Annotated in this window: 18 protein-coding genes; 7 read left to right on the top strand and 11 right to left on the bottom strand. The window is 63.6% G+C overall.

The features are described from left to right. Positions 1-35: 35 nt before the first annotated feature. From QOL82_RS11735 to QOL82_RS11710, 6 genes are read right to left on the bottom strand one after another with little or no spacing between them, the layout of a single operon-like run. Positions 36-842 carry a MetQ/NlpA family ABC transporter substrate-binding protein gene (locus QOL82_RS11735; RefSeq protein WP_430438468.1) on the bottom strand — a complete coding sequence of 269 codons (807 nt, stop codon included), beginning with the start codon at positions 840-842 and terminating at the stop codon, positions 36-38. A gap of 35 nt (positions 843-877) precedes the next feature. Further along, positions 878-2,233, bottom strand: a complete 1,356-nt coding sequence (locus QOL82_RS11730) for an LLM class flavin-dependent oxidoreductase (protein ID WP_430438474.1) — start codon at positions 2,231-2,233, stop codon at positions 878-880. A 4-nt stretch (positions 2,234-2,237) separates the two neighbouring features. After that, positions 2,238-3,464, bottom strand: coding sequence for an SfnB family sulfur acquisition oxidoreductase (locus tag QOL82_RS11725; protein ID WP_283442448.1), 1,227 nt, complete (start codon positions 3,462-3,464; stop codon positions 2,238-2,240). A 13-nt stretch (positions 3,465-3,477) separates the two neighbouring features. Next, on the bottom strand, positions 3,478-4,752 hold the full coding sequence (locus QOL82_RS11720) for an SfnB family sulfur acquisition oxidoreductase (RefSeq protein WP_283442447.1): 1,275 nt from the start codon (positions 4,750-4,752) through the stop codon (positions 3,478-3,480). A gap of 55 nt (positions 4,753-4,807) precedes the next feature. Then, complete coding sequence (locus QOL82_RS11715) at positions 4,808-5,452, bottom strand: methionine ABC transporter permease (RefSeq protein WP_283442446.1); 645 nt, start codon at positions 5,450-5,452, stop codon at positions 4,808-4,810. Further along, entirely contained in the window at positions 5,445-6,563 is a 1,119-nt protein-coding gene (locus tag QOL82_RS11710; protein ID WP_283442445.1) for a methionine ABC transporter ATP-binding protein, read from the bottom strand. Before QOL82_RS11710 ends, QOL82_RS11715 begins: the two co-directional genes overlap by 8 nt. Before the next feature lie 211 nt (positions 6,564-6,774). Between QOL82_RS11710 and QOL82_RS11705 the strand changes: the two genes are divergently transcribed. Then, complete coding sequence (locus QOL82_RS11705) at positions 6,775-7,731, top strand: fatty acid desaturase (RefSeq protein WP_283442444.1); 957 nt, start codon at positions 6,775-6,777, stop codon at positions 7,729-7,731. Further along, a complete protein-coding gene (locus tag QOL82_RS11700; RefSeq protein ID WP_283442443.1) occupies positions 7,728-8,537 on the top strand; it encodes a phosphate/phosphite/phosphonate ABC transporter substrate-binding protein in 810 nt (269 codons plus the stop codon). Before QOL82_RS11705 ends, QOL82_RS11700 begins: the two co-directional genes overlap by 4 nt. Before the next feature lie 102 nt (positions 8,538-8,639). Here the strand turns inward: QOL82_RS11700 and QOL82_RS11695 are convergent, their stop codons facing one another. Next, positions 8,640-9,788 (bottom strand): sensor histidine kinase, encoded by a 1,149-nt coding sequence (locus tag QOL82_RS11695; RefSeq protein ID WP_283442442.1) that lies wholly within the window; start codon positions 9,786-9,788, stop codon positions 8,640-8,642. A 567-nt stretch (positions 9,789-10,355) separates the two neighbouring features. On the opposite strand from QOL82_RS11695, the gene QOL82_RS11690 reads away from it, so the two are divergent. Then, positions 10,356-12,272, top strand: coding sequence for a hybrid sensor histidine kinase/response regulator (locus QOL82_RS11690; RefSeq protein WP_283442441.1), 1,917 nt, complete (start codon positions 10,356-10,358; stop codon positions 12,270-12,272). Between the two features lie 10 nt (positions 12,273-12,282). Here QOL82_RS11690 and QOL82_RS11685 read toward each other — a convergent pair whose 3' ends face one another. The 4 genes from QOL82_RS11685 to QOL82_RS11670 form a co-directional block, all read right to left on the bottom strand. Beyond that, a complete protein-coding gene (locus QOL82_RS11685) occupies positions 12,283-13,425 on the bottom strand; it encodes a sensor histidine kinase (RefSeq protein ID WP_283442440.1) in 1,143 nt (380 codons plus the stop codon). 51 nt (positions 13,426-13,476) lie between these two features. Next, positions 13,477-14,202 (bottom strand): Crp/Fnr family transcriptional regulator, encoded by a 726-nt coding sequence (locus tag QOL82_RS11680; protein WP_283442439.1) that lies wholly within the window; start codon positions 14,200-14,202, stop codon positions 13,477-13,479. A 379-nt stretch (positions 14,203-14,581) separates the two neighbouring features. Then, a complete protein-coding gene (locus tag QOL82_RS11675; protein ID WP_283442438.1) occupies positions 14,582-15,511 on the bottom strand; it encodes a DUF72 domain-containing protein in 930 nt (309 codons plus the stop codon). 717 nt (positions 15,512-16,228) lie between these two features. Next, a complete protein-coding gene (locus QOL82_RS11670; protein WP_283442437.1) occupies positions 16,229-16,675 on the bottom strand; it encodes a hypothetical protein in 447 nt (148 codons plus the stop codon). Between the two features lie 241 nt (positions 16,676-16,916). On the opposite strand from QOL82_RS11670, the gene QOL82_RS11665 reads away from it, so the two are divergent. From QOL82_RS11665 to QOL82_RS11650, 4 genes are all read left to right on the top strand, one after another. Next, entirely contained in the window at positions 16,917-19,586 is a 2,670-nt protein-coding gene (locus QOL82_RS11665) for an autotransporter family protein (RefSeq protein WP_283442436.1), read from the top strand. 80 nt (positions 19,587-19,666) lie between these two features. Further along, a complete protein-coding gene (locus QOL82_RS11660) occupies positions 19,667-20,503 on the top strand; it encodes an alpha/beta hydrolase (RefSeq protein WP_283442435.1) in 837 nt (278 codons plus the stop codon). Beyond that, entirely contained in the window at positions 20,476-21,096 is a 621-nt protein-coding gene (cysC, locus tag QOL82_RS11655; protein WP_283442434.1) for an adenylyl-sulfate kinase, read from the top strand. Before QOL82_RS11660 ends, cysC begins: the two co-directional genes overlap by 28 nt. A 302-nt stretch (positions 21,097-21,398) precedes the next feature. Then, positions 21,399-22,451: an ABC transporter ATP-binding protein gene (locus QOL82_RS11650; protein WP_283442433.1), complete on the top strand. Its 1,053-nt coding sequence runs from the start codon at positions 21,399-21,401 to the stop codon at positions 22,449-22,451. Positions 22,452-22,455: the final 4 nt, after the last annotated feature.

Below are 22,455 nucleotides of genomic sequence, written 5' to 3'. Positions count from 1 at the left end.
TCCAATTCAATGGCGGTTCAATGGCTGCGGCGCGCTCATTGCGCCAGCCAGGCAAGGTTGTAGAGCTTGGCATTGTTGGCGTACGACTTGCTGATCTGCTCGCGCACCGCCGGGGCCTGCTGGTAAATCTGCACGAAGCGCTTCAGCCGCGGATCGTCGGCATTGTCCTTGCGCGCAACGAAGCGTAGGGCGAACTGGGTATCCTCGATCCCTGAAAACAGCAGTGCGCTGCCGGGATCGAAGGTCTTCGCGGCCACGATAAAGTGCGGATAGCCCTGCGACAAGTCGACATCGTTGATCACACGCACCAGTTGCGGGCCTTCGACCTCGGTGAATTTGAGCTTCTTCGGGTTGTCGGCGATATCGGCCAGGCCGCCGGTGAAGCCGACGCCATCGCGCAGCTTGATCAGGCCGGCCTTCTGCAGCAGCAGCAGTCCGCGGCCCTGGTTGACCGGATCGCTGGCGATTGCGACGCGCGCGCCGACCGGCAGGTCGGCGAACTGTTTGTGTCGTGCCGAGTAGAGCCCGATATTGGGCAGGATGCCGACGCCGATGACCTGGAATGCGTAGCCGCGCTCCTTGATGGCATTGTCCAGGAACGCCTTGTGCTGGAAGTAGTTGGCGTCCAGGTCCTTGCTGGCCAGGGCCAGGTTGGGCGTGGTCCAGTCGCTGAACTCAACGACCTGGACATCGAGTCCTTCTTTCTTCGCTTCCAAAGCCGCCGCCTGGATCGAGTCGGCATAGGCGCCGGGTGTGACGCCTATCTTGAGCGGCGCTGCCAGCGCAAGCCCGCTGACCATGATCGACGCCAGTGCGCCTGCAGTCCAATTCCGTAATTTCATTTTCGTTGCTCCCTTTTGATTACATTGGTAAAAAATTACACGCGGCGAAACCCGGCGGCGGGATGGCGCGCTGGAAGGCGGCTGCCTTCGCCAAAAAGCTTGTGGCGGAAGCTGCCTTCCTCGTATCCAGTCTTGTAGGAGCCGCGGCTCTGCAGTTCGGGCACGACAAGTTCGATGAAGTCGGCGTAGCTTTCCGGCGTGACCGTGCGCGTGAGGTTGAAGCCGTCGACGCCGGTTTCGGCCACCCAGGACTCCAGTTCGTCGGCGACCTTCTGTGCGCTGCCGATTACGGTCGGATAGCGGCTGCCGAGCTGAAAACGTTCCAGCAGCTTGCGCTTGGTCATTGCGTTCGCCGCGGCATTGCTGGCGACCGACTGGATGCCGTTGCCCTGGCCGTAGTCGACCGGGTCGTCCATGCCATAGCGCGAGAAATCCACGCCCACCGAGCTGGCGAAGTGCGCAAGGCCCGCTTCCGGGCTCGCATAGCGCCAGTACTCCTCGAATTTCTCCTGAGCGGCGCGGTCGCTGTCGCCGACAATGGTGGCTAGTCCCATGAAGATCTTGAGATCGTCCGGGCGCCGCCCTGCCCTGACCGCCTGCTCGCGCAGCCCGTCCACGGTCCGGCGGGTCGCCTCCTTGTCCTGCGCCATGATGAAGATGCCTTCCGCGTGCGCGGCGGCGAACTGCTGGCCGCGCCCGGAACTGCCGGCCTGGAACAGCACCGGCGTGCGCTGCGCCGACGGTTCGCACAGGTGATAGCCTTCCATCCCGTAATACGGGCCCTGGTGGCGCACCAGATGGACTTTGGCCGGATCGGCGAAGACGCGCGCTGCCTTGTCGCGGCGTACCGCATCGTCCTCCCAGCTGCCTTCCCACAGCTTGTAGACCAGTTCGAGGTAATCGTCGGCACGGTTGTAGCGCTGGTCATGCGCATCCTGCGACTGCAGGCCCATTGCCCGCGCAGCGCTGTCGAGATAGCCGGTGACGATGTTCCAGCCGGCCCGCCCTTCGGTCAGGTGGTCCAGCGTGCTCATGCGGCGCGCAAAGAGATAAGGCGGCTCGTAACTGAGGTTGACCGTCACGCCGAATCCGAGGTGGCGGGTCACGGCGGCCATGGCCGGCACCAGCAGCAGCGGGTCGTTGACCGGGAGTTGCACCGACTCGCGCAGCGTCACGTCGACCGAGTGCTGGTAGACGTCGTAGACGCCGACAATATCGGCAATGAACAGTCCGTCGAACAGGCCGCGCTCGAGCAGCCGTGCAAGGTCGGTCCAGTAGCGCAGCGACTTGTAGTCGGTCGAGTTGTCGCGCGGGTGCGTCCACAGGCCATGGTTGATGTGGCCCACGCAGTTCATGTTGAATGCGTTGAGCAGGATTTTCTTTTTTGCGATCATGTCAGAGCGCTCCGTGCCGCGGCGGCAGCTTGTTATTCAGGTAGTAATTGCCGATCGCGTGGAATTTCCAGCGCACCGGGTCATGCAGGGTGTGCGTGCGGGCATTGCGCCAGTAGCGGTCCAGGTTGTGCCCGTCAAGGGTGGACGCCGTGCCCGCCAGCTCAAACAGCCGGGAGCCGGCCTTGAGCGATATCTCGGTGCTGAGCACGCGCGCCTCGGCTACCGCAATGGACGCCGCGGCGACCGACTGCGCATCCGGCGAGCGCTGCGCTGCATCCACCAGGCGCCCGGCGCGGCGCAGCAGCGCATGCGATGCCCGCAACCGTACATGCAGGTCGCCTACCCGCTCCAGCGTCAGCGGGTCGTCCGACGCCCGGTCCACGCCGGCGTCTATCCACGCTCGCGCATGATCGCGGATGAAGGGCAGCGTGGCGGCATACGCGCCTTCGGCAATCCCGTGGTCAATCGCCGCATGCATGATCTGCGCGAACGGGCCGATGGTCGTGGGACGGTCGAACGAGGCCTGGAAGGGAACGACCCACTCGGCGTCGACATGGACATTGTCGAACGTCACCGTGCCGCTGCCGGTGATGCGCTGTCCGAAGCCGTCCCAGTCGTCGATCACGGCGACGCCGGACGCGGTGCGCGGGACGAACACCAGGTAGGACGTGCCGTCGGCTGTGGTCGCCAGGGTCGGTATCCAGTGGGCATACAGCGCGCCGGTGCAGTAGAACTTGCGACCGTCGAGCCGGTAGCTCTGCCCGGCACATGGGGTAAGGCGCGTGCGCCGCTTGAAATCCTTGTGGCCGATTTCCGCCAGCGCATTGCCGAAGCGCTGTCCTGCCAACGCGAGCTGGTAAAAGGCGCGATGCTGGGACGGGCTGCCGCCAACGCGCAGCGCCTCGAGCGCGTAGTAATGGTTTTGGGGAATCTGTCCCAGCGCGCCGTCGGCGGCGCTGACGATGGCGATGACCTCCGCCAGCGTCACGCTGGACACGCCCGCCCCGCCGTGTTCCTTCGGCACGGTGATGCCCCAGAGACCGCTGCGCGAGTAGCGGTCCAGTTCGTCCCACGGCAGGCGGCGGTCGCGGTCGCGCAATGAGGCGTCGCCCGCGAAGTCCCGGGCCAGCGCCCGCGCCGTTTCCAGCGCCTGGGCATCGTCGGCGATCACGCGCACCGGACCGGAGAGCGCGGGCGCCGGGTGGGCATAAGGTATCTGCGAACTCATCGAGTGCTTCCTTTCAGTTCCATTGGTGGCGCTTGGGAAAGACGCCGTTGAGCGCGTAATTGCCCAGCGCGTGGTATTTCCATCGCACCGGATCGTGCAGCGTATGGGTGCGCGCGTTGCGCCAGTGGCGGTCCAGGTTGTGCGCGGCGCGCGTGGCCGAGGAGCCCGCCAGTTCGAACAGCTTTTCGGCGGCCTCCAGCGCGATTTCCGTGGTCAGGATCTTGGCTTCGGCCACGGCGACCGATGCACGGGCGCTCGATGCCGCCGTCACCGGCGCGGCGGCCAGCGTGTCGACCAAGGCCCCGGCCTCGCGCAGCACCGCGTTGGCCGCGTGCAGGTCCACCTGCAGCCGTCCGACTGCCTGGATGAGGTAAGGATCGTCGGTCGCGTCGGTCAGGCCGGAATCGACCCATGGCCGGGCGCGTTCGCGCACGAACGCCAGCATGTCGTCGATCGCGGCCTGCGCGATGCCGGCGTCGATCGCCGCCTGGATCAGCTGCGACACCGGCCCGGTCAGGCCGGGCTGCGTCGCCATTTGCCACACCGGCAGCACGTTGTCCGGGTCGACCCGGACCCCGCTGAACTCGACGCTGCCGCTTGCGGTGGTGCGCTGGCCAAACGATGTCCAGTCGTCGATCACGGTCACCCCGGCCGCGCCGCGCTCGACCAGCACCAGCACTGCACGTCCCTCGCTGTCGAGCGCCCGGCTTGGAATCCAGTGCGCAAACAGCGCGCCGGTCGAATAGAAGCGCTTGCCGTCGAGGCGCAGGCCGCCGCCGGTTTCCTGCAGCCGCGTAGTCTGGTGCAGCACCGTCGCCGTGCCCCGTTCAGGCCCGGCATTCCCCAGCCGCTGCCCCGCGAGCACGGCCTCGTAGATGCGCTGCTTCTGCGACGCCGTGCCGATCTGGCGCACCACGCCCAGGACGCCGAACTGGTTCTGCGGGATCTGGCCCAGCGCAGGGTCGGCGGCGGACAGGATGCGGAAGACTTCGGCCAGCGTCACATGCGACACGTCCGCACCGCCATGGCTGCGCGGCACCGTCATGCCGCCCAGGCCGCTAGCGGAATAATGGTCGATTTCTTCCCACGGCAGCCGGTGCTCGCGGTCACGCCCGGCCGCGTCGGCGCGGAACAGGTCGGCCAGCCTGTGCGCGGCGGCCAGGGCTTCGTCATCGCTGGCGATGCGCGCCACCGCGCCTGGGTCGGGTAGCGGCGCCTGGCGCTGCGCCAGCGGCCCGGACGGCGTCGCACCGATTTCTGCGGCGGGACGGATTGCAGTACTGGACATGGCTGCTCCTTCTAAAAAATTCTCGGTTCAATGGCGGCTTGCAGGGCAAATCCGTTCAGGCCCGATGGTCGAAACGACGGGAAATGCGGTCTCCCGCCGCCTGCACGAAGGTCACCAGGACGACCAGGCCGACCAGCACTGCAAACATCAGTTCGGTGTTGAAGCGCTGGTAGCCGTAGCGGATCGCGAGATCGCCAAGGCCGCCCGCGCCGACCGCCCCGGCCATCGCTGACGAGCCGATCATGGCGACCACGGTGATGGTCAGGCCGCTGACGATGCCCGGCAGCGCCTCGGGCAGCAGCACGTGCCGGACCACGTGCCAGCGCAGCGCGCCCATCGCCTGCGCGGCCTCGATCAAACCGCGGTCGACTTCGCGCAGGCTGACCTCCGCGATGCGGGCGAAGAATGGCGTTCCGGCGATGGACAAGGGCACCACCGCCGCCCACACGCCTATCGTGGTGCCGACCACCAGCCGGGTGAAAGGCAACAGCACGACCAGCAGGATGATGAAAGGGATCGAGCGGAAGACATTGACGATGTTTCCGATCACCCGGTTGGCCAGCGGCGATGCATACAGGTCGCCTGGACCCGTGGTGACCAGCACGAGGGCGAGCAACAGGCCGAACAGCGCGGAAAACAGCGCGGAGACGGTGACCATGCCCAACGTCTGCAGCGCGGCATTGATGTACAGGTCAAGCATGCTGGGCTCCCGCGTTGAGATAGCCCAGGTGCCGTACCCGCTGGCCGCGCCAGCCCGGCAGCGCGGTCCACGCGCCCACGTTCAGCGTGGTTTCGCGACTGCCCGGCACCGCCAGCACGAGCCTGCCCTGTGCCCTGCCCTGCACCTGCTCGATGACGCCGTGCACCAGCCGGATCTCCGGCTCGGACAGAGCGCCGACCAGGGCGACTAGGTCGGGATCGCTCCCGCCCTGGCCGTCCACGAGCACCTCCAGCAGCAGTGCGTCCTTCGGACTGCGCCGGGCGCTTCCAATCTGCTCCCGGAAGGCGGGCGGCAGGTCGTGCGTGACCGTTTGCAGCAGCGCGCGCGTCGCATCTGCCTGCGGCGAGCCGAAAACCCGCCAGACCTCGCCGATTTCGACGATCCGGCCGCGCTCCATCACTGCGACCCGGTCGCAGGCGCTGCGGATGACTTCCATCTCATGGGTAATGAGCACCACGGTCAGGCCCAGCCTGCGGTTGATGTCCCGCAGCAGCTGAAGGATGGATTCGGTGGTTTCCGGATCCAGCGCGGAGGTGGCTTCGTCGCAGAGCAGCACCTCCGGGTCATGCACCAGCGCACGCGCAATCCCGACCCGCTGTTTCTGGCCGCCCGACAAGCGCGCCGGATAGACGTCCCGCTTGTCCGAAAGCCCCACCAGTTCGAGCAGACTGTCGACCTTGCTTTTGATCTGTGCGGCGGGAATGCCGGCGATGCGCAGCGGCAGGCCGATATTCTCGGCGACCGTGCTTGACGAGAGCAGGTTGAAATGCTGGAAGATCATGCCGATGCGCCGTCTGGCCTGGGCCAGCGCACGCTCGCCCAGTTGCGACAGGTCCGTGGCATTGAGCAGCACGCGCCCGGCGCCGGGCTTTTCCAGCCTATTGATGGTGCGTACCAGCGTCGACTTGCCCGCGCCGCTGCGGCCGATGATGCCGAAGATCTCGCCGGCGGCGATCTCGAAGTCGATATCGATCAGCGCATCGACATCGCCCTGCGCGGAACGGTAGCGGTGGCTGACGTGTTCGAAGCGGATGCCGGCGCTGTCGCGCCGGGCGCCGACGACATAAGTCAGATCGGAAAGATCGGTCATAGAGCCTCGCGGTGTGTTGAATTGGTCGCACTCTAATCTTTATCCTTCGTTCGAATAACGAATCATTCCTTCTATGTTTATGCGTTAAAGGCGGATCGTGCGGACGCAGGTCCTTGTGCAAAGTTTGCATATACAAACGCGAAGAGATTCGTTTGCGCAGTGGCTTGCGTGCGTTAACCTTGCGGTCCTTACCAAGGACGCGAACACGCACATGGCGCACTACTTGAACGATGAACAGCGCGCGCGCATCCGCCGGCACCTCGGCGAGGCGACGCACGGCGAATGGCAGACATGGCTGGTGACGGCGATGGTCTACGGCGGATGGCTGGCGGCGCTGCTTTTTCACGATGCGCTGACTCTGCTGCCGAGCACCGTGATCCTGATTCTTTGCTGCGTCTGGTACATGTCGCTTCAGCATGAGTTCATGCATGGACATCCGACGCGGCATGCCTGGCTCAACAAGATGCTGGGCTACGCGCCGCTTGCGGTATGGTTTCCCTACACGCTCTACCGCGAAACCCATATGCGCCACCACCAGGACGAGAACCTGACCTACCCGGGCCTGGACCCGGAGTCGCACTACATCGCTCCCGAGGTATGGCGTCGAAGCGGGCGCGCGATGCGTGCGCTCTATCGCATCCGCAAGACCTTCTGGGGACGGCTGGCGATCGGGCCGCTGCTGGCCATCTGCGGGACGCTTGGCAGTTCGGGGCGCAGGATCGTGAACGGCGATCTGCGGGAGCTGCCGATGTGGCTCACGCATGGCGCGTTGCTCGCCGCCATGCTGTACGGAGTGCAGCGCTGGACCGGCATGCCATGGTGGCATTACCTGCTGTGCGTTGCCTATCCTGCGCTATCGCTGGCGATGGTGCGCTCTTATTTCGAACACAGGGCGGCGGACGACTGCAAGCACCGCATCGTGATCAACGAGGCCGGCCCCCTGATGCGGCTGCTGTTCCTGAACAATAACTACCACCTGGTCCACCATGACCTGCCGCACCTGCCGTGGTACCTGATTGCCCGGGTCTATTGGGCGGACCGCAATGCCTACCTCAGCCGCTGCAACGGCTTTCTGGTGCATGGCTACCTGGACCTGATGCGCCGGCATGGTTTCACGCCGATCGACGAGCCGCCGCATCCGCTGGCGCGCGACCGGAGCCGCCAATGACGCACTGGAAGATCGGGCTGCCGATGTACAGCGGCTGCGCGCCATCGGACCATCGCCTGCTGGTCTCGCGCATCGTCGAAGGGCTGCGTTCGGGCGGATGGAATGAACCCGTCGAGGTGGTCGAAGCGCCGAACGATCTACATGCGTTCTGGCGCCGCGCCGACCTGCTGCTCGGGCAGGCCTGCGGCTACCCGCTGGTGACGCAGCTTGCGGGGCAGGTGCGGCTGCTGGGCACCGCGCATTACGACTTCCCGGGCTGTAGCGGCTTTTGGTACAGCAGCCATATCCTGGTCGCCGAACGTGCCGGCGCGCGGTCGCTGGCCGATCTTCGGGGTGCGCGCGCCGTGTTCAATCAGCGCGACTCGCAAAGCGGCATGAATGCGCTGCGACACGCCATCGCACCGCTGGCGCTGCACGGACGCTTCTTTTCCAGCGTCGCGGAATCCGGATCGCACCGCGCCAGCCTGCAGATGGTGGCGGATGGCCATGCAGACGTCGCGGCGGTCGACTGCGTTACCTATGGTTATCTTGCGCTGCATGCGCCGAATGCGCTGGCCAGCCTGCGTATCCTGTGCCGCACGGCGCCCACGGCCGGGCTGCCGCTGATTACGTCCTCTTCGGTTGACGACGCGACGGCTGCGCTACTGCGTCAGGTGCTGGCCCAGGTGTTCACGACGGACCCGGCCGATGCTCCGGCGGCGCGGTTGAGGATAGGCGGTTTCACGGCGACACGGCTCGCGGACTACGAGAGCATTCTTGCAGCGCAGACCCTTGCGCACGATTTCGCTTATCCCGAACTTGCCTAGGGTTCTTTTCAGCGGCGGGAAGTCACCGCTGCAGAAAACAGCGGAAATACGTTTCGCGTGCGACCGGCTGGCGACCATGCCCCAATTTCGGTGAATTCCCAGCTACCCTAGCGTGGGGGCATTCTGGAACGGTCGCGAGTCGACGGGGATGTCGATGGACACGGTCGTGCCCCGCTCTTCGGCGCTGTCGACGTCGATGCTGCCGCCATGACTTTCTGCCACGCGGCGGACGTATGGCAGGCCGATGCCCCAGCCCTGCTGGATGCCGTCTTTCGCCGCCTGCGCCCGGCGAAAGACCTGGAACAGGCTTTCGACCTGGTCGGGCGGAATGGGACGGCCCTGGTTGTGCACGGACAGGAGCAGGCGGCCGTCGTATTCCTGGGCGCTGATGCCGATCGGCGTCCCCTGTGCGCCATACTTGATCGCGTTGCTCGTCAGGTTCTCGAGGGTGCGCCTGATCGCGTCCCGGTCCCACCATCCGTTGACGGACGCGCCCAGGACTTTAAAGCGCGGGCCATGGACATCGGACGCCTGCTCAGTGGTTTCCTGTATGACTTCCATGATGTCGAAGTTCGACGGATGCAGCGAAAGGCGTTCGCCATGCTGGAACACGACGGTATCGAGCAGATCCTGGATCATCTTGTCGATCCGGCCGAGATGCTCGCTGATCTTGTGCGCGAAGCGGTCGATCTTTTCGAAGTCCCGGACATGGACGATCAGATCCGCTGCGGCGGTCGCCGCCGCCAGCGGGTTGCGCAAATCATGCGCCAGCGATGCCACGAACTGTTCCCGGAAGGCGGCATGCGCGAGGGTGAACGCCGTCACCGCTTCCCGTATCGCGCCATCGATCGACGAATTGATGATTTGCATTTCCGCGTCGCTGACGGGAACGTCATGCCGCCTGAGCACGTCGAGCACCGTCGACCTGAGTATCTGGTATTCGCTGATCACGGCCGGCGCTTCGTAGGACGTCAGGCGGGCGCGTTCGCCGCCATGCTCCAGCGCGACGGACGGCATGGCAACCGCAGCGCTCGTCCTCGGATAATCCGGCGTCAACGCCTCGGTGATGTTGTCGTACATCGTCGGGAGCGTGTTGATCAGGATGGGATGGGGCAGCGCATCCGCGCCCTTGACGGAAGCCCGCACTCTTTTTTCCCATTCTGCAAACACGTCGGCCCGAAGGTCCAGCATCCTCTGGCTCAGCGGCGACAGACTGCCCGGTTCGGTATTCTGGTCACTTGCAAAAATCACGTTTCTTTCCTTCATTTCCGATGGCAGTTATTCGTTAAGGAGCGTAGCCGAGTGGATATCCGTTAGCAAGCGACTAATTGTTGTCGGCAAAGCCAGAGGCATGACGATCGTATGGGCTGTGTTTTCGGTCCGTCGCGGAATGCCGATGGCGAATATCGCGAATTCACCATGACCGCCGATGGATGCTTAGCCTGGAAACAGGGACAGGCGAGCGCACGGAAATACTTTCGCGCCTATTTGCCGTCCCTGCCGGACCCATCAACACATGAACGGGAATAAGTCGGCACTATAGGGTTGATGTCCGGACTTGCGCAGCGCGAGGTCGCCTGCGAATCGGTTCCCGTGTGCAGCGACGAATGCGACAGGCGATCGCATTCGAGCACTGGCAGCCGGATGATGTCATAATTACAATAAAATTGGGTGGAGTACAGTTAAACAAGGCGATCGCCCCTGTTCCTGCAGGGCGCACAGGCATCTCATTCATGGTGGTCATAAAGCGGCACAGGCTCGGCCCCATGTTGCATTTTAGAAGTTCAAGGCTTGATCAGTTTTTAAAGGTAGTAAATCATGACTAACGGTGACAATCCAGCGAGTGCAAGTTTAAAGATTGAAAACCGGTTTGAGTTGCTTGTGGCGGGTATCAGCGACTATGCCATTTACATGCTTAGTCCGGAAGGCATTGTCGTCAGCTGGAATAGCGGCGCGGAGCGGTTTAAGGGGTACACGGCAGACGAAATCATCGGCCAGCATTTTTCCCGGTTTTATTCGGAAGAGGACCGGAAAGCCGGCTTGCCGTCGAAGGCGCTGGACATCGCGCTGAAGGAAGGGAAGTTCGAAGCGGAAGGATGGCGCATCCGCAAGGATGGAGAACGATTCTGGACCAGCGTCGTGATCGACGCCCTTTACGATACGCTGGGACAGCATATCGGTTTCGCCAAGGTGACCCGTGATATTACCGAACGCAAGCAGGCCCAGGTGGCGCTGCGCGAGAGCGAGCAGCGTTTCCGCATGCTGGTCCAGGGCGTGACCGATTATGCGATCTACATGCTGTCGCCGACCGGCGTGGTGACGAACTGGAACGCCGGCGCCGAGCGCATCAAGGGATATACGGCGGCCGACGTGATCGGCACCTCGTTTGCCCGCTTCCATACCCCCGACGACCAGGCGGCCGGGTTGCCGGCGCAGGCGCTGGCGGCCGCGGCGAAGGAAGGCCGTTTCGAGCGCGAAGGATGGCGCGTCCGCAAGGATGGAAGCCGTTTCTGGGCGCATGTCGTGATCGACGCGATCCATCATGACGACGGGACGCTGGCCGGTTTCGCCAAGATCACGCGGGACATCACCGAGAAGAAGCGGGCTGCCGATGAGCTCGAGCTGGCCAACGCGGCGCTGTTCCATTCGCAGAAGATGGAAGCGATCGGCCAGCTCACCGGCGGCATCGCGCATGATTTCAATAACTTGTTATCGGTCATCAGCAGCGCGCTGGAAGTGCTGCCCCTGAAAACCCAGGAGCCAGCCGATCTGAAGATCGTCGACAGCATGCGGCGCGCGGTCGATCGCGGCGCGACGTTGACCCAACAGCTGTTGTCGTTCGCGCGTCAGCAGCCATTGAAGCCGGAGAAGCACAGCGTCAACACGATTTTGAGCGGATTCGAGGCTGTCCTGCGGCGCGCAGCGAATTCATCGATTTCGCTGGAATTCGACCTGGCGACCCGGATCAGCACGGCCAGCATCGACGCCGCCCGCTTCGAGACCGCTGTGCTGAACCTGGTGGTCAATGCCCGTGACGCGATGCCGTGCGGCGGCTCGCTCGTGATCGCCACGCGCGATGTCACGCTGGCCGACAAGGAAGTCGGCGGCCTGCCTGCCGGCCCCTATGTGTTGGTCTCGGTGGCGGACACTGGCAGCGGCATGGCGCCGGAAGTCGCGGCACGCGCTTTCGAGCCCTTCTTCACGACCAAGGAAATCGGCAAGGGAACGGGCCTCGGCCTGAGCCAGGTATACGGCTTCATCGCGCAGTCCGGCGGCAGCGCCACCGTCGCTTCGACGCAGGGCAAGGGAACCACGGTCAATCTGTACCTGCCGGCCCTGGCCGAAAGCGCCGAGGCAAGCGCCGACCAGCATGCGGGCGCCGACAAGGCGCTCGTCGTCGACGACGAGCCGGATGTGCTGGAACTGGCCGCGGCGCTCTGCCGCAGCATCGGCTATGAAGTCTACACAGCGAGCAACGGACAGAATGCGCTGGAGATCCTGGAGCGGGAGAAAGACATCTCGGTGCTCTTCAGCGACGTGATGATGCCCGACGGGATGAACGGCATCGAACTGGCCCAGCTTGCGCGCGAGCGTTTTCCAAAGGTGAAGATCCTCCTGGCGTCCGGTTATCCGCTCCCTGCCCTCAAAGCGCAGAACATCAGCGTCGGCGAATTCGCGTTCATGAACAAGCCGTATCGCCTGGCGGAGCTGGCCAGAAAACTGCGGGTCGGATAGCGCGCCCGATTCACGCGAGCAGCGGTATTCCCCGCGGAAGGGTGACGGTGAAGACCGTGCCGTCTTCCTGGTCCGATGCCACCGTGATCGTGCCGCCATGGGCGGCGGCGATTTCCTTTGCGACGAACAGGCCCAGCCCCAGGCTGGTCTTCGGGCGCGTGTCCATTTCGTCTTCGACCGTCAATTGCACCAGGGGCCTGAACACCGAGTCCAGGTCGCGCCCGGAAATGGGCGTGCCAAAATTCTGCACACGGACCATCACATGCTCGTTGGTGGAAAACGTTGTCAGGGTGACCGGCCGATGCTTCTCGCCATATTGCGCGGCATTGACCAGCAGGTTGGTGACGAGCTGGTGCAGCCGGACGCTGTCGAAATAGCCGTTCATGCTGCCCGAACCATTGAAGGTGAAACTGGTGTTCGGGTAGGTGGCATGGGCATCCTCGATTGACGCATGGCAGACCTCGGTGACGTCGGTCAGCCGGGGTGTGACAGGCATGCCGCTGCCGAGATGGGTCCGCGTGTAGCCGATCAGGTCATCGACCATGATGGCCATCATGCGCGAGCTGCGCCTGACGCGCTCGCCGATCTTGCCCACTTTTTCCCTGCCGGCGGACTCCATCTTCAACAGGTCGCCTGCCATGGTGAGCGTCGCCAGCGGCGCACGCAGGTCATGTCCCAGGATGGCCAGGAACAGTTCGCGGGTCTGGTCGGCTTTTGCCGAATAGGTGACGATCGATTCGGCCAGTGCCTGGTCGATGGCTTCGTTGAAGCGCACCATCTCATAGACGGTCGTCGCAGACATGCTGGCCACTTCCGGCAGCCACAGGCGCAGCACCGTGGCGCGCAGGGCACGGAATTCGGCGCTGAGCTGGAGCAGGGAGAAGTCGCTGGCCTGACGCAGGCTGCCGTGAATCGAGGCAGCGCTTTGCGTGGCGTCGTTGCCCGGCGTGAGGTCCCGGGACTTTTCCCATTGCTCGGTCGCATCCTGCGTGGTGGCGATATCGAGCGCGATCGCCTCGAGGATGCCTTTCGCGTGGTCCTGCAGCGTCAGGGTCGTCATGGTATCGGCGGCAGGTCCAAGCTTGCGCGCGAACGATTCCCACTCGCCGATAATCTTGTCGATGCGGGTAGTGATGAAAGTCGAAAGCTTCATTCGGTTCCTATGTAAAGGGGTCGATCGTGATGGCATGCAGAGCGCTCTGGCCTAGCCATAGGGCACGCCGAGCACGAGCTTGAACTGCCGGCGGACGGACGCGTAGCATTCGCAGGATTCCGCTTCCAGCTTCGTACGGTCCAGTATCTTCACGTGCCCACGGCTGTATTGCAGCACGCCGGCCTGCTGGAAATTTGCCGCGACCACGCTGACGCTCGGGCGCTGGCATCCCAGCATGTCGGCCAGGTATTCATGGGTCAGCATGAATTCCTGCCCCTGGACACGGTCGTGGGTGATGAGCATCCAGCGTGCGAACCTCGCTTCGAGCGAGTGCTTGCGATTGCAGGCGACCGATTGCGAAAGCTGCGCGAGATAGCCCTGGAAATAAAGGTGCGCGACATGGCGCAATGCGCCTGAATCCCTGAGCGCATCCAGGAAATCGCCGGCTTTCATCCGCAGATGATCGCCTTCGATCTGGCAGACGCAGGTTTCCGTCGCCGCCGTCGCGCCGATCAGCAGCTCGACGCCGGAGAAACCCTCGTTGCCGATCGTGCCGACTTCGACCGCCGACCCATCGACCAGGATGATCAGGTTCGACAGCGCAGCCGTATGCGGAAAATAGACGAAGGGAATGATGTCGTTACGTTCATGCACGACATGCTTGCGGTCGGTATGCGCCGCCTCGAACAGCGGACAGAGCGGCCCGAGCTGCTCGTCGGAGAGTTTCGCTAGCAAATGGTTCGAGTACAGGCGTGCTTCGCCGAGAGTGACAGCCATGGCGCTTCCTTCATTAAAGATTGTCGGAGACAGAAGAAGCAAGCGCCGTCGTGCCCGGATTGGCGTGATTCGACCTGATAGCAGGTCTTACAAGGAGAGCATCAGAGTGAAATGTCTGCGCTACAGCGAGAAAGAGAAATGAGCGTGTGGGAAGAATGGATGTCGCAACACTGCATGGTCGGATTATGACAGATGCCGTGTGCCGACGCTGAAATCAAATGATCGTGGGCGCATCGAACGCTTTAATCCGTGATGAAAAGGCATAGGGAAACCAGCTTCAAGACAGGGAAATGGTATTTCTTGCAAGCTCCGGACGATATCGTGCAAACCCGTGAATGCCGCCCGCGATTATTAATGGCTGCGCATTTGGCGCGACTGCCTAGGGGCGAAGCAATACGTTTAAGGAATGGGCATTTTTTGTCGCATAACCGTCATAGTCATTATTGAAATAAACCCAGACGCGCTTCGCGCCGCTTTCCCGGATCCGTGTGGCCCATGCGGCTAATTCCTCGTCCGAATAATCATGGCGATACCATTGCTTGACGCCATGGAATCGTATGTAGATATCCTCGGCCGTTCTGACCAGCTGGTCCGGTAGCCTGGGCCCGCTGCACGAGCAGAAAATCGTGCCAGTTTCCCGGAAGGCCGAAAAGACATCGTCATTCCACCAGCTGGCATGCCGGAATTCCACGACGTTGCGCCGCGTATGGTCGAGCTGGCTCAGGATGGCTTTCAGCCTGGCGGCGGTGTAATGAATACTCGGCGGGAGCTGAAAGAGAAAGCATCCCATGCGCGGCCCGAGCATATCGGCAATGAATCCGAAATCCCTGACCAGCGTTTTCGTGCCTTCGAAGCGCTTTATATGGGTAATCAGCTCACACACTTTCACGGTGTAGATGAAATCCCTGCCCTCCGCCTGCCTGATCCAGGTTTTTACCGTCGCTTCGGTGGGCCATGAATAAAACGATGCATTGATTTCGACAGTATCGAAATGCGACGCATAATGCTCGAACCAGCCACTTGTCGGCAACTCCTCCGGATAGAAGTCGCCGCGCCAGCGCCAGTAAAACCAGCCCGAGCAGGCAATATGATATTCAGTGGCGGCCGGTGTCTTGCCAGGCGGCGCTGGCGAAGTGACTTCAGGGGCAGCGGCTTTCTCGGACTGAATGCGGAGCTTGTGCATTTTTTCCGCGCGTCCGATATTGGCGGCGCGCTGCTTTTCCCGCCGTTCCTCCTTTTTTCGCCGCCGTTCTTCCTTGGCCGCCAGGAGTTCTTCGGGTGATTTTTCCGCAGTCGTGTTTTGAGTCATGGATTTTCAGGCTGAACGCAATTGAATATGTCTGAATCGCTGTCAGCGACAGGCGCAGTGAAACGATCACGTCGGCAGGGCGCAGCCACCGGCGACGGTATCGATGCTGCGTTCCTTCGGTAGAGCTGCAGATGCATGTATGTCCTTGCGTTATCTGGGTGAATCATGCCAAAAGTTCACCCAACGTCAGGCGCCGGGGGGTCTTCATGCACGATTCCGACAAGGCCGCCGCCTCGGCTGGCTCTTGCTTGATGCGACTGTTGAATATCTCCAGGCACAGTTTGGAAACGAAGATTGTTCGCCAGCGGGTCGTCGCTGCGTGATCGGAAAAAAGAATTGCTCGCGCCCGCCGGCGGCATTCATCTCGTGCAGCGTCGTCGACTAAAGGTTATCGGCCACGACCCGGCAGAATGGGCTATAAGGATGAAGCCTTTTCCCAGCATGTGCGACCGGCCCGATCGCGGACAGATCCGGATGCCCGTGAATTCAGGGCGCAAAACGACCATAAAAATGACGTTATGTTGCGGGATCGCAACTAACTGGCGTATTTGAGTGAAAACCAGAAATTAAGAATTTTTTCCATGTGGAAATAGTTAGACTGGTTGGCAGCTGTCCCACCATTCAAACAACGGAGTTCCACTTGCCTTCCCGCCCAGGTTTTTCCAGGCTTCATCTCGCATCTTCCGCACGGCAGGCCAGAAGGGGAAAGCACCAGATTCACCCGGTTCCCAAAGTATTGGCGCAGGCAGTCTTTGCCGCTGTATTGTCTTTTGGCGCAGCGACGCCAAGCTTCGCCATCCAGTTCCCGTCCATTTTTTCGGTCACCACGGCAGCCGACAGCGGTCCTGGCTCGCTTCGCCAGGCGTTGCAGAACGCCAGCCAGACATTCAACAGCACCATCGTCGTCGATCCCTCGGTGACATCGATATCGCTACAGACCGCTTTGCCTTCGACAAATTCGGCGTTCACGGTGGTCACCAGCGCGCCGCTCTCGATCGATCTGCAGGCCATTAACGGACAAGGTCCGCTGACGCTGCGAGGCAGCGGTAATGTTGCACTCAATGCGATCGTCCCAGGGTTGGCGACATCGGGATCCAATGCACTGACAATCAATCCGTTAGCGAACCCACTGTCGGTCGCGCTTGGTTCCACCAGCGCAGTCATTGGAGGCGGCGGTGCAACTGGCGCTGCTGGAATACCGGCCAGCCCGGCTCTCAGCGGGGTCGATGGCGGGCCTGGAACATCCGGCAGCCAAGGCGTACGAGGTGGCGCTGGCGTCGCGGGGTCGGGTTTTAGCCTGGATAATGCAGGCAGCGTGGCTGGCGGGGTCGGCGGTGTTGGCGGAGCGGCTGGCGCAGGCGGTATCGGCGGGGCGGGAATCCTGGGAGCGACGGGTTACGACGGCATGAACGCCGATGAGTATTGCAACATGGTGTGCTTGATTCCAGGCGGTACCGGTGGCGCCGGTGCCGCTGGCAGCAATGGGCGCAAGGGTGGCGATGGCGCAAGTGGCGCAGCGGGAGCTGCAGGCGGTGCCGGCTTGACCGGGTCGAACTTCATTCTGAACAATAGTGGCAGCATCACGGGTGGCACGGGCGGCGCGGGCGGTGTGGGTGGCACCGGGGGGACAGGCGGAACGGGTGGTAAAGGCGGCACTGGCGGCCACGGAGGTGATGGTGGCTTCGGTTGGATTGAAGATGGCCCAGGTGGCGCAGGTGGTCGAGGCGGCAATGGTGGCACCGGCGGCGCCGGCGGCGTCGGCGGCAATGGCGGCGCAGGCGGCATTGGTGGTGCGGCTGTCTCCGGCGATAACTTTGTGCTGCGCAACACCGGGACCATCACTGGTGGAAATGGCGGCATGGGTAGTGCCGCAGGCGCAGGCGGTGCCGGTGGCGCGGGAGGTAACGGCGGTTCCGGCGGCACGCCGGGTTCAGGTTCTGTAATCGGAGCGCTTGGTGCTGTCGGCACCGCCGGTAACACGGGCGCTGCTGGCCTGGCAGGCGCTGTCAGCACCGGTGGCCAAGGCGGCGTTGGCGTGAATGCGACCGGCAATTCCACCATCAGCAATGCTGGAACGATTGCGGGCGGCCTGGCCAACGGGGGCGCCGGTGCGCGTGCCGATGCAGTCCAGTTTTCCAACGGCGCAAACAAGCTCGTCCTGGAAAGCGGCTCGATCCTTATCGGCAACGCCGTCAGTCTTGGCGAACTGCTCAACGGCGGCGACACCCTGGCGCTCGGCGGCGATGTCAATGCCGGCGGGGGGAATACCTTCGACCTGGCCACCATCGGGAACACCGCGCAATACCGCGGCTTTCAGAAGTTCAGCAAGGAAGGCAGCAGTGAATGGACATTGCAGGGTGCCGGATCATCGAGCTGGTCGGTGGAGTCCGGCACGCTCGGCCTGGCCGACGCTGCCGCACTTACAGGCTCGATCGACGTCAAGGCCAACGGCACACTCAGGGGCGGCAATGGCACGATGACCGGCGACCTGACCAATGTCGGCCTGATCACCATCCCCGCCGGCAAAACGTTCGTCGTCAACGGTAATTTCTCCACCTCCGGCACATTTAAAACCGGCGTCGCCGACGCCGCGGCTGGCCGGCTGCAGGCGAATGGCGCCGTGACGCTGGGCGGCAGCCTGGTCGTCGATACCGCAGGCGTCACAAGCGCCAATACCCACAACGGCACGGTTGCCAATGTCATCACGGGAACGACGGTCGCTGGCACGTTCGGCTCGACGAGCGATAACAGCTTGCTGTTCAACTTCAAGCCCGTCTACACCGCCACCAGCGTGAATCTGCAGCTGGAACTGGCCCCGGTTATTGTCTTGCCGACACTGACGCCGCCGCCAGTGCTGACGCCAGCGCCAGCGCCAACGCCTGGCGAAGCAGCACCGGTTGCCCTGGAATTGCCTCCCCCAGCACCCGTCTTGGTTGTTCCCCCGCCGATTCCTGCGCCGACAGGCGGGATCACCGCGGCGGCGGTTGCAAACAGCAATTCGCCCGCCTTCGCGGCAGCCCGCGTCCTTGACGCCGCGCTCTTCGCCAACCCGGGCAGCAACCTGGCCCTGCTGTTCGTTCCCCTGGCGACCCAGCAGCAAGTGTCCCAGGCCGTAACGCAAACCCTGCCTTCGCTGGCCGCGAGCTCGGCCAACGTCACGCGCTCAACCATGTCCAACGTCAGTCAGATTGTGCAGTCGCGGCTGGATTCGGCAAGGGGCATGTCGTCAGGCGACGAGTTCATCACCGACAAGAGGGCGTGGGTCAAGCCATTCGGCTCGTGGGCGAACCAGGCCGACCGCGACGGCGTTTCCGGGTTCAAGTCCAGCACGTACGGACTGGTCACCGGCGTCGACGCGGACGTGTCGAAGACCCTGCGCGTCGGCGGCGCATTCGCCTACTCCCGCAGCGATATCGACAGCCGCTCGGTCGTCGCGCCGCAGGGATCGACCGTCGACGCCTACCAGGTCATCGGCTACGGCGCCGTCGACCTGGGAAGTCGCACGGAGTTGAGCTGGCAGGCAGACCTTGGCCACAATGCCAATAAAGGCCATCGGCAGATTTCATTTGCCAACCTGCGCGCAAAGTCGGACTTCAGCAGCAGCACCGCCCATGTCGGCGTGGCGCTCGGCCGCGACTTGCCGCTGTCGGACCTCACGACATTCACCCCTTCGGTGCGCGCCGATTACACCTGGATTCGTGACCGGTCCTACGCCGAGACCGGCGCGGATGCGCTGAACCTGGCGGTGGAAGGTCGGACCACGAAGTCGTTCATCATCGGCGTGGACGGCAAGCTGCAGCAGCGCGTCGGCGACCGCGGCGCCATCGTTGGCAATGCGGGCGTCGGCTATGACACGATGGACCAGAAAAACACCATCGTATCGAGCTTTGCCGGCGCGCCGGGCGCTGCCTTTACCCTGTCGGGCATCGAGGCAGGCCGGGTGGTGTCGCGCGCGGGCCTTGGCTACGTGTATCAACTCACGAATGGCGTGGAACTGACTGCCCGGTATGATGCCGAGCACCGCACCGGTTTGAATAACCAGACCGCTTCGGTCAAGGCCCGTTGGGCGTTCTAAAGCGGGAGTGATAAGCACGAGGGGCGATAGGATGGTCTATGGCCCCTTTTTCATTATCATTCAACACAGGCCATCAAAATATGTCCCAGCAGGCACGGATACTGTCTTCGCTGCTGTGTGCGCTGCTCGTCGCAGGCTGCGCGCTCATTCCGACCCCGGAGGCGCGCCGGGATAGCGCACGGGCGCTAGCGGCCAGCCAAGGTTGGCGCATGCAGGCCCTGCCGGTGCAGCCCTTCGCGCTGGCGGCCTTTTTTCCGCCGAACGCCGCGCCTGCGGACAGGCTCACCGTCTACCTGGAAGGCGACGGCATGGCCTGGACCGGACCGTCGCGTATCTCGGAGGATCCGACGCCGGTCAACGCAATGGCATTGCGACTGGCGCTGGCCCAGCCGGCCGGCGCCGTCGCCTATCTCGGCCGGCCCTGCCAGTATGTCTTCGCCGCCGCATGCGAGGCATCCTACTGGACTGCGCGCCGCTTCGCGCCCGAGGTCGTCTCGGCGACCAGCGATGCGATCGACGTCCTCAAGAAAAGGTTCGGTGCGCGCGAGCTGACGCTGGTCGGCTATTCCGGCGGCGGCGCCGTCGCCATGCTGGTCGCCGCACGCCGACAGGACGTCGTGCGGGTGGTGACCGTGGCTGGCAACCTCGATCATCGAGCATGGACGTCGCTGCACCGGCTGGATCCGCTGCGCGGTTCATTGAACCCGGCGGACGACGCGCCGTCTTCCCGGCGCTTCGTCCAGTGGCACCTCGCGGGTGAGAAGGATGCGGTCGTCCCGCACCGGCTGATCGAGGACTTCGCCGGCCGATATGCAAAAGATAGGCCGTCGGTGCGCGTGGTTCCTGGATTCGACCACCAGTGCTGCTGGGTCGAGGCCTGGCCCGGTATGTGGAACAATTTTCAGGAAATGCCCTGACGGACAATGTGTTCCACCAGGCCCCGTCCGTATGCCGGGCAGCGCGCGAGCGCCTGAATGGGCACCGCGCCCTCGTCATCTGGTTCACCGGCCTGTCCGGCGCGGGAAAGACCACCCTTGCCAACGCCCTTGAGGCGGAGTTGCACCGCCAGGGGCGACGTACCCTGGTGCTGGACGGCGACAACGTCACGCAGGGCTTGTGCGCCGATCTCGGGTTTCTAGTGCAGGACCGCCATGAGAATTTGCGCCGCGTTGCCGAGATGGCGCGCATGACGGTCGAGGCCGGTGTGGTCACCCTGGCCGCGTTCATTTCACCGCTCGCAGAAGACCGCGCGATGGTGCGCAGCATCGTCGGCGCGGCCAGCCTGTTCGAGGTCTATGTGCGTTGTCCGCTGGACGTCTGCGAAACCCGCGATGTGAAAGGACTGTACAAGAAAGTGCGCCGCGGCGAGATCGACAATTTCACCGGTATCTCTGCGCCGTACGACGCGCCGGATTCGGCAGACCTGGTGCTCGATACCGGCGTCATGCCTGCTGCCGCATGTGTGGCTATCTTGCTCCAGCGCCTGCAATCGCGCATGGCCCTTCCGTAGGCGGTTGGCCGCGGGCGCGCGGCGATAGGTCGGGATTAATCGACTTTCACCACGTGGACGAATGAAGCCGGAGGCGAGCGCGTCACCCCGGCGCGTGTCCCCGCGTCGCCTTCTTTCTTGTCTTTCGCCGGCATTTCCGATATCGTACAAACGTTCACCGCACGTGAGCATATGTGCACAACAATAACGGAGACCGGCAGTCCCTGCCGTACAAGCCCCGATGTTCCGGACGCGGCGCGCTGGCGCAAGCAGTCGGTGCATGACGGGCTGCGCGGGACGCCACATCAGGCTGAGGACAGGCTATGGCGGCAATCTCGCTGCAAGGCATTACAAAAAACTGGGGCGATACGCAGGCGGTCAGGGACATCGCTTTCGAGGTGAAGTCAGGCGACTTTGCCGTGCTGCTCGGTCCATCGGGCTGCGGCAAGTCGACGACGCTCAGGCTGATCGCCGGCCTCGACACCGCCTCCGCCGGCACGATAGCGATCGGCGGGCGCGACGTCACCGGCCTGCCGCCGCCGCAGCGCAAGATCGCGATGGTGTTCCAGTCCTATGCGCTGTTTCCCCACCTGAGCGTCCGTGAAAACATCCTGTTCGGCGTCAAGGTGCGCAAGGAGCCGGCGGCCAATTACGAAGCGCGCCTGAAGCGCGTCTCGGACATCCTCGGCCTCGACAAGCTGCTCGACCGCCGTCCCGGCCAGTTGTCCGGCGGCCAGCAGCAGCGCGTGGCGCTGGGCCGCGCCATCATCGCCGACAGCCCGGTATGCCTGATGGACGAGCCGCTGTCCAATCTCGACGCGCAGCTGCGGCAGGAAATGCGGCGCGAGATCCGCGCGCTGCAGCAGCAGCTCGGCATGACGATGATCTACGTGACCCACGACCAGACCGAGGCGATGAGCATGGCCGACCAGGTCATCCTGCTGCGCAATGGCAGCATCGAGCAGAATGCGCCGCCCGCGCTGCTGTACGCGCAGCCGGCCTCGGTGTTCGCCGCCCGTTTCATCGGCACGCCGCCGATGAACATCCTGCCGCTCGCCGAAGGCGCGGACGGCGCGGTCATCGAAGGCAGCGACGGCCCGGTGATCCTGCCGCGCGGCAGCGGGCGCGGCCTGCAGCTGGGCGTGCGGCCCGAGCACATCGCGCTGGTCGAGCGCGGCATCGCGGCGGTGGTCGAGTCGGTCGAATACTTTGGCGCCGACACCATCGTCGGCGCGCGCATCGGCGCCGCCCCGCTGCTGGTGCGGGTGCCCGGGCAGCTCACGCTGGCCGCCGGCGACCGCGTGCGGCTCGGCTGGGACGCGGCGCACCAGTATTTCTTCGATAGCGCCACCGGCCTGCGTCGCGCGCCGGGCTGAGCGC

It is taken from the genome of Noviherbaspirillum suwonense, assembly GCF_900182955.1.
In the GTDB taxonomy this organism is placed as follows: domain Bacteria; phylum Pseudomonadota; class Gammaproteobacteria; order Burkholderiales; family Burkholderiaceae_D; genus Noviherbaspirillum_A; species Noviherbaspirillum_A suwonense.
The sequence above is the reverse complement of the archived record's forward strand: the minus strand, read 5'-3'. Positions and strand labels throughout refer to the sequence as shown.

Excerpts from the sequence above, each read along its gene's own strand:
- QOL82_RS11665 (WP_283442436.1), top strand. The coding sequence starts at position 16,917 with ATGAACGCCGATGAGTATTGCAACATGGTGTGCTTGATTCCAGGCGGT.
- QOL82_RS11650 (WP_283442433.1), top strand. The coding sequence starts at position 21,399 with ATGGCGGCAATCTCGCTGCAAGGCATTACAAAAAACTGGGGCGATACG.
- QOL82_RS11705 (WP_283442444.1), top strand. The coding sequence starts at position 6,775 with ATGGCGCACTACTTGAACGATGAACAGCGCGCGCGCATCCGCCGGCAC.
- QOL82_RS11735 (WP_430438468.1), bottom strand. The coding sequence starts at position 842 with ATGAAATTACGGAATTGGACTGCAGGCGCACTGGCGTCGATCATGGTC.
- QOL82_RS11710 (WP_283442445.1), bottom strand. The coding sequence starts at position 6,563 with ATGACCGATCTTTCCGATCTGACTTATGTCGTCGGCGCCCGGCGCGAC.
- QOL82_RS11715 (WP_283442446.1), bottom strand. The coding sequence starts at position 5,452 with ATGCTTGACCTGTACATCAATGCCGCGCTGCAGACGTTGGGCATGGTC.
- QOL82_RS11680 (WP_283442439.1), bottom strand. The coding sequence starts at position 14,202 with ATGGCTGTCACTCTCGGCGAAGCACGCCTGTACTCGAACCATTTGCTA.
- QOL82_RS11660 (WP_283442435.1), top strand. The coding sequence starts at position 19,667 with ATGTCCCAGCAGGCACGGATACTGTCTTCGCTGCTGTGTGCGCTGCTC.
- QOL82_RS11690 (WP_283442441.1), top strand. The coding sequence starts at position 10,356 with ATGACTAACGGTGACAATCCAGCGAGTGCAAGTTTAAAGATTGAAAAC.
- QOL82_RS11700 (WP_283442443.1), top strand. The coding sequence starts at position 7,728 with ATGACGCACTGGAAGATCGGGCTGCCGATGTACAGCGGCTGCGCGCCA.
- QOL82_RS11670 (WP_283442437.1), bottom strand. The coding sequence starts at position 16,675 with ATGACTGCGCTGGTGGAACCAAGCGCGACCGACAGTGGGTTCGCTAAC.
- QOL82_RS11720 (WP_283442447.1), bottom strand. The coding sequence starts at position 4,752 with ATGTCCAGTACTGCAATCCGTCCCGCCGCAGAAATCGGTGCGACGCCG.
- QOL82_RS11675 (WP_283442438.1), bottom strand. The coding sequence starts at position 15,511 with ATGACTCAAAACACGACTGCGGAAAAATCACCCGAAGAACTCCTGGCG.
- QOL82_RS11685 (WP_283442440.1), bottom strand. The coding sequence starts at position 13,425 with ATGAAGCTTTCGACTTTCATCACTACCCGCATCGACAAGATTATCGGC.
- QOL82_RS11725 (WP_283442448.1), bottom strand. The coding sequence starts at position 3,464 with ATGAGTTCGCAGATACCTTATGCCCACCCGGCGCCCGCGCTCTCCGGT.